Source organism: Microbacterium sp. LWH3-1.2 (assembly GCF_040675855.1).
In the GTDB taxonomy this organism is placed as follows: Bacteria; Actinomycetota; Actinomycetes; order Actinomycetales; family Microbacteriaceae; genus Microbacterium.
The window spans coordinates 1,114,886-1,126,096 of the sequence record NZ_JBEGIK010000001.1 but is presented as its reverse complement, the minus strand read 5'-3'; the positions used below and the strand labels follow the sequence as shown (position 1 = coordinate 1,126,096).

The 11,211-nt window shown below is 73.1% G+C and carries 9 protein-coding genes; 1 reads left to right on the top strand and 8 read right to left on the bottom strand.

Going from position 1 to position 11,211, the window contains the following annotated elements; all coding sequences use genetic code 11:
* The first annotated feature begins 9 nt into the window (after positions 1-9).
* Positions 10-501: a recombinase family protein gene (locus MRBLWH3_RS05340; RefSeq protein ID WP_363429397.1), complete on the top strand. Its 492-nt coding sequence runs from the start codon at positions 10-12 to the stop codon at positions 499-501.
* A gap of 13 nt (positions 502-514) precedes the next feature.
* Here the strand turns inward: MRBLWH3_RS05340 and MRBLWH3_RS05335 are convergent, their stop codons facing one another.
* The 8 genes from MRBLWH3_RS05335 to MRBLWH3_RS05300 are packed head-to-tail and all read right to left on the bottom strand — an operon-like array spanning position 515 to position 11,196.
* Complete coding sequence (locus tag MRBLWH3_RS05335) at positions 515-1,267, bottom strand: hypothetical protein (protein WP_363435314.1); 753 nt, start codon at positions 1,265-1,267, stop codon at positions 515-517.
* Positions 1,264-2,895 carry a serine/threonine-protein kinase gene (locus MRBLWH3_RS05330; RefSeq protein ID WP_363429395.1) on the bottom strand — a complete coding sequence of 544 codons (1,632 nt, stop codon included), beginning with the start codon at positions 2,893-2,895 and terminating at the stop codon, positions 1,264-1,266. Before MRBLWH3_RS05330 ends, MRBLWH3_RS05335 begins: the two co-directional genes overlap by 4 nt.
* Positions 2,892-4,304: an FHA domain-containing protein gene (locus MRBLWH3_RS05325; RefSeq protein ID WP_363429393.1), complete on the bottom strand. Its 1,413-nt coding sequence runs from the start codon at positions 4,302-4,304 to the stop codon at positions 2,892-2,894. Before MRBLWH3_RS05325 ends, MRBLWH3_RS05330 begins: the two co-directional genes overlap by 4 nt.
* Positions 4,304-5,155, bottom strand: a complete 852-nt coding sequence (locus MRBLWH3_RS05320; protein WP_363435311.1) for a PP2C family protein-serine/threonine phosphatase — start codon at positions 5,153-5,155, stop codon at positions 4,304-4,306. The genes MRBLWH3_RS05325 and MRBLWH3_RS05320 overlap by 1 nt, the downstream gene beginning before the upstream one ends.
* On the bottom strand, positions 5,155-6,411 hold the full coding sequence (locus tag MRBLWH3_RS05315) for an RDD family protein (RefSeq protein ID WP_363429391.1): 1,257 nt from the start codon (positions 6,409-6,411) through the stop codon (positions 5,155-5,157). The genes MRBLWH3_RS05320 and MRBLWH3_RS05315 overlap by 1 nt, the downstream gene beginning before the upstream one ends.
* Positions 6,408-8,966 (bottom strand): transglutaminase-like domain-containing protein, encoded by a 2,559-nt coding sequence (locus tag MRBLWH3_RS05310; RefSeq protein ID WP_363429389.1) that lies wholly within the window; start codon positions 8,964-8,966, stop codon positions 6,408-6,410. Before MRBLWH3_RS05310 ends, MRBLWH3_RS05315 begins: the two co-directional genes overlap by 4 nt.
* Positions 8,963-10,225, bottom strand: a complete 1,263-nt coding sequence (locus MRBLWH3_RS05305) for a DUF58 domain-containing protein (RefSeq protein WP_363429388.1) — start codon at positions 10,223-10,225, stop codon at positions 8,963-8,965. The genes MRBLWH3_RS05310 and MRBLWH3_RS05305 overlap by 4 nt, the downstream gene beginning before the upstream one ends.
* Positions 10,225-11,196 (bottom strand): AAA family ATPase, encoded by a 972-nt coding sequence (locus tag MRBLWH3_RS05300; RefSeq protein WP_363429386.1) that lies wholly within the window; start codon positions 11,194-11,196, stop codon positions 10,225-10,227. The genes MRBLWH3_RS05305 and MRBLWH3_RS05300 overlap by 1 nt, the downstream gene beginning before the upstream one ends.
* Positions 11,197-11,211 lie beyond the last annotated feature (15 nt).

Genomic DNA, 11,211 nt, shown 5'->3' with positions numbered 1-11,211 from the left:
GGGCCTCACATGAGCGAGACGACGCAGACGCCCGATGCGGCGCACACGCACGCGGCTGCGACACCGGGGTCCGTCGCGGCCGACACTGCGCCATTGCATCTGCCGCACCCGGCGGCCGAGTGCCCCAAGTGCTTCACCGAGCTGCAGCAGAACCGCAACTGGTGGCTCGCCCGGCCCGCCGGCTCACGCCTCGTCGGTCTCGTGATCGCCCGCGACGACATGCCCTCCGTGGTGGAGCAGCGGGGCGACCTCACGCGCTTCGGTGTGCCGATCGAAGGCTTCCGCCACCCCGCCCCTGAGACCCTCGAGTCGTGGGAGGAGCGCCTCGTCCGCCTGCTCGGCACGCTCGTCCGCGGCGACGTGCTCGTGGTGGCGAACGTGCACGCCCTCGGCCGTGACATCGACGAGGAGACGCGCACCGTCACGGAGCTGCACCGCCGCGGTGTCGTGGTGAAGGTCGTCAGCCACGGCGGCCGTCACCTGTACGACGCCGGCCGCTGACGCGGCGCCCGCTTCACGCGTCGTCCTCTCCATACGCGTCGTTCTCGCCGCTGAGCGCGTTCCCGCGCTCGACGTCCAGGAGGGGAAGGTCATCGCGCGTCACCAGGCGTGCCGCGATCGCGTGCTCGACGAGCCGCACGCGGCGGTTGGTCGCGTAGGAGCGCACCCCGCCCCGCATGCCCGGAACACCGACCCGGTCGAGCTTGTCGCAGACGTTGTCGAGCTTGCGGTTGAAGCGGGTGAGCGTCCAGCCGAGGCGCTCGGCGGCCTGCGCCGATGTCGGCAGCTCGCTCATGCCCGTGCCCTCGCGCCGCAGCACGGGCTCGGCGAGCGCGAGGATCATGACGCGCTGGCTGTGGGTCAGCGGCACCTCTCCGATCGTCGACAGCCCGTCGTCGTCGGCGGGCGGCTGCGTGTCGCGGAAGGTCGGCTCGGCCGCGTGGATCGTGAGCTCGTACGTCGTGGGGCCGGCGCTGAAGATGACGGACGTCGCAGCGAAGACGAGCGGCAGCCGTGCACCCGGTGCCAGCCACGCCTGCACGCGTCCGCCCGAGTCCGTGACCGTCGCCGACAGGCGCGAGCCCACGTTCGAGAGCAGCCAGAGCCCCTCGACGCTCTGGATCGTGAGGAAGTTGCGGTGCAGGAAGAGGTTGTCGTCGATCGCGAGGTCGCCCTCGCGGCCCACCGTGAAGACGGTGCCGGGCGCGACCGAGAACTCCTCGCCCGCGAACTCGACCCTGAGTTCGTCGACCTCTGCGGCTGTCACGGTGTGCACCCCCGGGTCTTCTCGGGATCCTGCTGCTGCGTGCCGTTCGCGCGGACCAGCGTGACGTCGACGCAGGTCTGCCCCGTGGCGGCGGCCGCGACCACGATCTCGGGCTCGTCGACCGACTCCGTCTCGCCGGTGGTGTCGGTCAGCGACACGGTCTCGACGATGTAGAAGTCGCCGTCCTGCGGGTCGGGGTTCTTCCAGGTGAACTTCATACCGCCCTCGGCGGGTGCTCCGACGACGTCCGTCACGGCCGGCACGACCGTCGAGAGCGGGTCCTGCGGCTTCGACGATTCCGACGGCGCCGGCTGCTCCTGCGCGTCGCCCGACAGGATGCCCGGCAGAGATACCCCGACGATGACCGCGACCATCACGAGCGCGGCAGCACCGAGCCCGATCCACAGTCCTGTGCGACGGCGACGCGGGGGCGCAGCATCCACCTCCTCCTGTGGAGGGGCCGCGTCGAAGGCGGGTGCACGGACGATCGTCTCGTCGAGCGACACCGGCAGCCCGACCTGGTCGCGCCGGACCGTCTGCTCGTACGCCGACGCCGGGGTCATGGGCGCGTGCCGGGCTACCGTCGCGGTCTCGACGGGGGCCGGATCGAACCGCGGCGCGTTGGCCCGGCTCGGCGCGGTCGCGGCCGACGGACGGGTCATGCCGGCCGCCGGCGTCGTCTCAGGGTTGATGCTGACGACACCGCGGACGCGGGTGAGGCCGTCGTCCTCGTCCTCCTCGACGTCTTCCGGCGCGTGATCGTCGAGGATGTCGATCGGGGTGACGGAGTGCGACAGCTCGATCTGGGCGGTCTGCAGCGCGCGGGCGAAGGCCAGGGCGCTCTCGTACCGGTCGACGGGCGCCTTGGCCATCGCGCGCTCGAGCACGCGCTGCAGTGACGGGGGCAGGTCGGCGCGGGCGAGGGCGGGGAGCGGCAGCGTCTCGATGCGGTGGATGAGCTCGGCCGCACCGTTGCGCTGGCCGGGCAGCTCGAACGGCGAGCGTCCGGCGAGGAGCGTGTACACGGTCGCGCCCAGCGCGTACACGTCGGAGCGCGGGTCGCTGCGCGGCACGTCGGCGAAGGACTCCGGCGGCGACCAGGGGATCGACAGGCCCGCCGACTCGGCGGCCGCGTTCGTCGTCGACGCGATGCCGAAGTCGGTGAGCGCCGGGCGGTTGTACTCGGTGACGAGGATGTTCGCGGGTTTGATGTCGCGGTGCAGGACACCCGCGCGGTGCGCCGTCTCGACGGCCGCCGCGACTTGCACGCCGACGCGCAGCGACTCCGCGATCGAGAAGGGCTCGCGCCGATACCGCACCTGCAGGTTCGGCCGCGGGCAGTACTCCATCACGAGGTACGGGCGGCCGTCCTTGGCAACCCCCGCCTGGTAGATCGTGACGATCGCCGGGTGCGTCGACAGCATCGCCATGACGTTCGCCTCGGCGGTGAACTCCTCGACCGAGCCGCTCGACATGCGCTCCGTGAGCAGCACCTTGACCGCGACGCGGCGCTTGGGCAGCTGCTGCTCGTAGAGGTAGACGTCGGCGAAGCCGCCCGAACCGAGCAGGTCGACATAGGTGAAGCCGGGGAGGTCCGGCGGCGCCATAGGCGCGCGCTTGCCGCTCACGTCAGCCCCTCGATCGCGACGGTGATGCCGTCGCCCAGATCCAGCACGTCGCCCGGGATCACGACCGTGCCCTCGCCGGGGTGCAGTCGCACCGGCTCGGCGCCCTGGCGGAGGAGGGTCGTGCCGTTCGTGGTGCGCAGGTCGGTCGCGACGATGCTCTCGCCCTCGACCCGCAGCTCGACGTGGCTGCGCGAGATGTCCTGCTGGGGGCTGTCGACGGCGACCAGGTGCGGCAGGTCGGTGCCGCTCACGCGGGTCGAGCGCGGGCGCCGGCCGATCACGACGGTGCGGTCGAGCGGCAGCACCTGCCCGGTCGAGACGCGGATGCGACCCGGTGCCGGCGGGCGCGGCGGCGCGAGCGGCGCGGGGGTCGAATCGATGGGGAAGACGGATGCTGCGCCCCCGACGCCGCCCGCCGCCTCGCGCAGTGCGCGGGCCTGGGCGATCGAGATCGTCGCACCGTCGTGGTCGCCGGCGGGTGCGGGCGGCGCGGCCGGGGCGCGGTGCTCGTCCTCGCCCTCGGGGCGGACGGCGGCGTCCTCCACGGAGCGGATCACCGTGGCGCCCCACAGGTCGTCGAATCCCGTGGCGGACTCGTCTTCACCGGTCGGCGCCGGGCCGGTGGAAGGCAGCGGCACGACGGTCGCGGCGGGTGCGGCGAGGGCCGAGTCGAGGGGAAGCAGGGTCTCGGCGTCGACGACCGACGGCACGGAGTTCGAGTCGATGAGCCCCGAGGCGGCCGTCCCCGGTGCCGGCTCCGTCCCCGCCTCAGGCGCCGAGACACGGGCAGGTTGCCCGACACGCCGGGCCGCGGCATCCGTCTCCGGCGTGTCGCCATCATCGACCCGTGTTTCGGCAAGGACGGGAGGCGCGGATGGCGGCTCCGACACCGCGGGCGCCACCGGGACCTCGCGCCGGCGCGGACCCGGCGCGACCTCGGCGGAGGCGTCGCCGGCAGCCGTCGAGGCACCGGTGGGCGCAGCATCCCAGTCGATCCTGCTCGCCAGCACGATGCCGTCGGCGATCGGGAACTCGGCCGGGGCATCGGAGCCCGCCGTCGTGAGCGCCACGCGCGCCACGCCCGGGATCACGCGCTCGGTCCAGGTCGTGACCCCGGCGCCCGACACGCGCTCGGCGGCCGTCGCGTCGATGTCGAAAGCGAAGTCACCGCGGACGGCGACGCGCACGCCGTCACCCTCGGCGAGCGCCACCGCGAACGCCGGGATCGCGGTCAGCGACGCGCCGTACGCTCCGGTGAGCGCCTCGATCACCCCGCCGAGGCCGCGGCCGTCAGCGAGCACCGACCTGATGCGGGTGAGCAGCGCGGCGGAGGTGCCGGGCTCGAGCACCGCGAATCCGCGCGGGGTGACGGCGGCCGGCGTGGTTCCCGGGGCGTACAGCGTGGGCATCAGAATCCTCCCGTGACCACCGCGCGCGGCAGCGTGTCGCCGTCGATGTCGGCGTCTTCCTGAGCGGGGGCACTCACCGGAACCGTATCGCGTTCGCACGCACGGCTCGTCCGGGTGCGAACCGCGAGAGCGTCGACGACGATCGCGGTGATGTTGTCGCGACCGCCGCGCACCATCGCCTCGTGCACCAGCCGCGTCGCTGCCGCCTGCGGGTCGGCCTCGGCGAGGAGGATGCCGTGGATCGCGTCCTGCTCGAGCTCGCCCGACAGCCCGTCGGAGCACACCAGGATGCGGTCGTCGTCCTCGGCGGGGATGAGCCAGTAGTCGGGTTCGGCGTCGCTGCCGGCGCCGATGGCCCGCGTGATCACGTTGCGGCGGGCATCCCGCTGGGCCGCGTCGGCGGCGAGCTGCCCGCTGTCGACGAGCTCCTGCACGACCGAGTGGTCGACGCTCACCTGCTCGAAATGCCCCTCGCTGAGGCGGTACGTGCGCGAGTCGCCCAGGTTGATGGCCAGCCAATAGCCCTCGCCGTCGACGTCGGCGATCACGACGCCCGCGAGCGTCGTGCCGGCACCCGCACCGGCCCCGGCCGGCAGAGCCGCGACACGGCGGCGCGCGCCGGCGACGCCCGCATGCACGTCGTCGATCGTCAGGCTCTCGCGGCCGATGAGCGCCGAGAACTCCTGGATCACCGTGGCGCTCGCGATCTCGCCGGCATTGTGGCCGCCCATGCCGTCGGCGACGAGGAACAGCGGCGACACCGCGAGGTACGAGTCCTCGTTGATGCGGCGGCGGAGGCCGGCATCCGTGGCCGCGCCGAACGCGACCGCGATGGGCGGGGATCCTGTCATCACGCCAGGCCCACCATTACTCGCCGGTCTCCGAACTCCAGCGTGTCGCCGTCGCGCAGGTTCGTGCGGACGCCAGGGGTGAGCGGGATCCGCCCGCCGTCGCGGACCAGCGTCGTGCCGTTGGTCGAGTGGCGGTCGGCGATCCACGCCCCCACGGCGCCGCCGCCGACCTCGAAATGCGTCTTCGACAGCGACAGCGTCTCGTCGCGCACCGGGATCGCGACCGCGCCGTCTTCGCCCGCGGGGTTGCGGCCGTACAGGGTGCGGCCGTACACGGCCATGCGCGTCCCGTCGTCCCACGTGAGCACCGCGAGCACCGGCGCGCCGTCGTACAGCGCGGCCCGCTGGGCCGGCGGCGGCACGACGATGCGCGTGGACTCGACGTCCTCTTCTTCGACGGCGGGGATCACGGATGCTGCGACTGCAGCGTTCGCGACAGGCACGGCCGGCGCCGCGGTCGCGAGGGCGGTCGCGCCGAGCGGCTCGGTCGTCGTCGCCGCGGGGAACGGCATGGTGACGCTGGGAAAGGACTCCGACTGCGGCGGATGCGCGACCGTCGGCTCGTGCGCGCCCCAGGGGATGTCGTGGATCACTCCGGTCGGCACGGGAAGGGCCGGACGCGTCGCGGCCCGGTTTGCCTCGGGCATGAATCCCGCGGCGGGCACCGGGGCCGCGGGCCGCGGCGATGGCGCCGGCGGCAGTGGTGCGGCGCTCGGCGGCGGCGGGAGGTACGGGTTCGCCGTGGCGGTCGCCGCGGGCGCCGGGGGCGCCGGGGGCGCAGCATCCGTGTTCCGGATGTCTACGACGACCGCACGCGCGGCCATGTCGTGCCAGCCCTGCCGGCGGCCGCTCGCGTCGAAGAGCGGCGTGAAGCATCCGACCACGATCGACGCGGCGAGGCTGAACACGAGGTTGCGCAGGATCGCGCGCCAGAATCCGATCGGACCGCCGGAGGCGGCGTCGTGCAGGCGCAGGCCGAGGATCCGCTGCCCGATCGAGCCACCGAGGCTGCCCTGCATGGCGGAGTAGAGGAGCCACCAGACGAGCAGCAGCAAGCCGATCCCGACGGAGCCGAGCAGCATCATGACCGCCAGGCTGTCGCGCCCCCACGCGGGGCCCACACCGAAGATGATGCCCAGGACGATGCCGACCAGCACCGCGCCGATCACGCAGGCGACGCCGATGTCGATCGCGAACGCCCCCACTCGGCGTCCGATGGTCGCCGCAGGAGCGGCGCCAGGGGGGCTCACGGTCATTCGTTCTCCTGTGCGGGGTGGGCGGAGGCCTCGGGTGCGCTCCGGGTCGTGCTGCCACGGCGCGAGCGCCGGGTCGAGCTGTTCGGCGTGTCGGGGTCGTGCGCCGGGGTGGCGGCGGGCTGCTCTGTCGCGCGCGCCGGGTCTGTTGCGGGCGCCGGGTGCGCAGCGGACGCCGGGCGCCCCGGCGGCGCCGGACGTGCCGGCAGCGCGAGCCGCGTGCCCTCGAGGAGGGTGCGGATGCTGAGTCTCGCGCCCAGACGCTGCCACACCGAGCGTCCCTTCGCCATGCCGCCGACGATCTCGTCGACCTGCGTCCAGAAGGCCTCGATGTCGTCGGGCGACGGCTCGGTCGGCCCGAACACCTCCAGGTCGGCCCGCGAGGCGAGCGTCGCGACCCGCGGCTCGGAGAACGCCGCCGTGAGCACGCCGGCGTCCTCCTGGCGCGTAGCGCCGGCGCGCACGGGCGCGCCGAAGTCCGAGGCGCGGTCGACGAGTTCGTCCCATCCTCCGCTGATGCGGTCGGAGGCGCGCTCGGCCTCGCGGCGCTTGCGGCGGCGCGCGGCCTTCAGGGCGCCGATGACGATGAACGGGGCCAGCAGCACGGCGAGCAGACCCAGCGCGCCGACGCCGATCGACACGATCGTCCACAGCAGGCCCGCGTCGAAGGCGTTCTCGTCTTCCGAGCCACGGTCGTCGGCGACGGTCGGCGGCAGGTCGACGGGCTCCGTCGGCGGGGGCGGGGGCTGCAGCACCTGCGGCTTGGGGTCGGCCTTGGGCTTCGTCGTCTGGTCGCTCGGAACCTGGTCCTCGGGCGGCGTCGGGTCGAACGGGACCCACCCGGCGTCGTCGAAGGCGACCTCCACCCACGCGTGGAGCGTGTCGCCCGTCGCGGTGTAGACGGGCTGGCCGGCCTGGTCCTCGTCAGGGTAGAACCCCATGACGACCCGCGCGGGGATGCCGACCTGGGCCGCGAGCAGCGCCATTGCCGTCGCGTACTGCTCGTCGTCACCCACCATCTGCTCCGAGCCGAGCAGCGTCGCGATGCGCTCGGCGCCGTGGCCGGCGCGCGAAAGCGGCTGTCCGGCGAGCCCGTGGCTGAAGTAGCCGCCCTCCGACAGCATCTGCTGCAGGGCTCGCACCTGCTCGACGGGTGTCTCGGCCTCGGCCACCGTCTTCGACGCGATGTCGGCCAGAGACTCGGGGACGCCGACCTGCTTCGGCATCTTCAGCGGCGCGAAGTTCTGGTCTGCGAGCGCCTCGTCGCTCGGCACTTCGGGGATCACGGCGTCGAGGGTGTACTCGTCGCCCTTCTCGAGGCCGAGGGTGACGACGCCGGTGTCGGTCGCCTCGTTGTAGTGGGCGGTGCGGCGCAGGTCGTCGGCACGGGCGCCGTCGAACGTGACGCTTCGGACGGCGCCGGCGTCCGGCATCCACACGCTCTCGAGCTCGCCGATCTCGACGTGCACCGTCGCCGGCGTGCCGTCCGCGCCGGCCGACATGTTGGTGCGCGCGGGGGCGAAGGCACTCGACGAGCCGCTGCCGTCGTCCGACACGTTGTAGACCGTGCCGTTGTAGGCATCCATCGTTGCCAGGCGCATGCGCGCGCCCTCGGGCAGGCCGCTGACGGTGAAGAGCGGGTCGTCGGGGTGGTCCCGCACGTAGGCGCGGAACGACTGCAGGGGGCTGGCGAACTCACGGATGTCGAACGGTGGGATCACGACGTCGCGCAGCACGTAGCGCGGCGACGACGGCGCCGCGAACCCGCTCGTGGCGACGCCGACGACCGCGGCGATCGCGACGACGGCACCGCCCGTGAGCACGCGGCGCACGCCGGCACCCGACTTCGCCGGCCCCTCGCCGACCGAGATCGCCGCGGCCTGCGGCTGCCATGCCTGGCGCAGGGCGAGCCAGACCGCGCCGGCGAGTCCGAACACGACGCCCTGAATCACGGGCACGAACGGCTCGGAGGTGCCCAGCGCGATCTCGATCGCGAGGAACCCCGCGGCCGGGATCAGCGCCCATCCGGCGCTGCGCAGGCGCAGCGCGAGGGATGTCGTCAGCACCGCCGCGACGAGCGACAGGATGAGGGGGACGATGAGATGGCCGTCGTCGGTCGCGACGGGGGCGATCGTGGTGAGGAGCTGCTTCCACGACATGACGACGCCGAGGGCGAGCTGACGCAGCGTCTCGAGCGTCGGGATCACGCCCGCGACGGTGGTGTGCGGCAGGGCGAGGGTCCCGCCGAGGAGGAAGTAGACGGCGGTCGTCGCGGCGGTGAGGAGCAGGATGCCCCAGCGGTACAGCCGGCCGAGCACGGCCAGTCCCATGCCGAGTACGAGGCCGCCGAGCGCGGCGACGAGGTAGCTCGCGCCGTCGAACGTGGGCGCGAAACCGATGAGGGGGATGAGCAGCAGCAGTGCGACCGCGCCGAGGTCGAGGATCCAGCGACGGGTCGGCAGGGCGTCGGCACGCGGAGTACGGGAGACGGATGCTGCCGCCTGCGGTGACGCGGAAGCCCCGGCGCGCGTCGGGAGCGGGGTGACCGGCGCGGTCATGCGAGCACCTTCCGGAGGGCGTTCGGGAGCTGTTCGAGCGCGCCGAGGGTCACGACATCCGCTTCTCCGATCCTCCGAAGCGACGGCGCGGCGTGGTCCGCCGACGCGACGACCGCGAGCACGCGCGCGCCGAACGGCAGGCGGCTGCAGGCCGTGCGCAGGTCGCCCCGGTCGACCTTGCTGCCGCACACGAGCACGACCACGCTCGCGAGGGGCAGCGTCGCGGCGACGACGCCGGCGAGCTCGACGACCGAGCCCGCCTTCGGCTTCGAGTGGCCGAGCGCCGACAGGGAGTCGAGGAACTGCTTGCCCGAGCCTGACGGCAGAGCGCGCTCCTGCACCCGCACCTCGACCCGCTGCGAGTCGCGCAGGGCGCGGAGGCCGAGGGAGCCCGCGGCCGAGATCGCGAGTTCGAACTCGTCGTCGTCGCGGTAGTCGGCGGGGCTCGTCGACAGGCCGATCACGAAGTGCGAGCGGCGCGTCTCCTCGTACTGGCGCACCATCATGTGTCCGGTGCGCGCGGTCGACTTCCAGTGCACGTGACGCAGGTCGTCGCCCGGCTGGTACTCGCGCAGCGCGTGGAACGAGACGTCGTCGGGCGACAGGTCGGTCGCCGGAAGCCCCTCGAGGTCGCGCAGGAACCCGAGCGACTGTCCGTCGAACAGGACGGTGCGCGGGTGCACGAAGAGGTCGACGGGCTCGTCGCGGCGGTGCACACGCTCGAAGAGGCCGAGCGGATCGCCGCGCACGACGCTCACCGGGCCGACCTTGACGACCGCGCGCCTCGATGTGGGGATGGCGAAGAGCTCCTCGGCCGAGTCGCCGGCCGCCAGCCGGTTCACGTCGAACACGCCACGGCCGTTTCCGACCGGCAGCAGCACCCGCGAGGGCAGGATGGCGCGCAGGCCGGTGTTCGCGAGGGTGAGCGCACCCACGGCCCGCTCCCCCACGACGACGCGCGTGCGGTTGAGGTCGAGCGACACGTCGTACGCGGTGCGCCCGATGAGGAACAGCAGGCACAGCGCCAGCACGCCGGTGATCGAGATCGCCGCCACGGTGAGCTCCCACCAGCCGAGCGCCTGGCCCGCGATCCACAGCGTGAGCGCACCGGCGATGAGCACCCAGGCGACGGGGCGCACGACCCCGAACACGCGGCCGAGCACGGTGCCGGCGCGCCGCAGCGCACCGAGCACCAGCTGCCCGTACCAGGCGCGGCGGTCCTGAGCGGTCGCCGTCTGCCCGAGTGCTTCCGTCGTCATCAGGCCGCGGACCTCGCCTGCGGTGCAGCGACCGACTCGAGGACGCGCGCGATGACGGCTTCGGCCGACGTGCCGGCGAACTCGGCCTCGGGATCGAGCACGATGCGGTGCGTCCACACCGGCGCGACGAGCGCCTTCACGTCGTCAGGAAGCACGAAGTGGCGGCCCTGAGCGGCGGCGTAGACCTTGGCCACGCGGATCATGGCGAGCGAGCCGCGCACCGAGACGCCCAAGCGGGTGGCCGGGTCGTTGCGGGTCTCCTCGGCGAGCTGCGCGGTGTAGCGCAGCACGGCGGGGTCGACGTGCACGGTGCCGGCGAGGTCGGCCATGTCGGCGACCGCGCCCGTCGTGATGATCGCGGGAAGGTGCGCCGACGGGTTGCGGTCGGCCGCGCCCGCGAGGATGCGCTCGGCCACAGCGAGGTCGGGGTAGCCGATCGACGTCTTCACCAGGAAGCGGTCGAGCTGCGCCTCGGGCAGCTTGTACGTGCCCGCCTGCTCGATGGGGTTCTGTGTCGCGATGACCAGGAACGGGCGGCCCACCTCGTGGGCGACGCCGTCGACCGTGACGCGCGACTCCTCCATGACCTCGAGCAGCGCCGACTGGGTCTTCGGAGAGGCGCGGTTGATCTCGTCGGCCAGCACGATCGAGGCGAAGACCGGGCCGCGGTGGAACTCGAAGCGGTGCGAGGTCTGGTCGTAGATCGTGACGCCGGTCACGTCCGACGGGAGCAGGTCCGGCGTGAACTGGATGCGGCTCGACGTGCCCTGGACGGTGGCCGCGAGTGCCTTGGCGAGGCTCGTCTTGCCCGTGCCCGGGGCATCCTCCAGAAGTACGTGGCCTTCGGCGAGCATCGCCGAGAGCACCAGCGCCACGACCTCGCGCTTGCCCATGAGGGCCTGGTCGACGTTGTCGACAAGTCGCGCGAAGGTGCCCTGGAACCAGGCCGCCTGTTCGGGGGTCATCGTCATGAGTGTTCTCGTTCT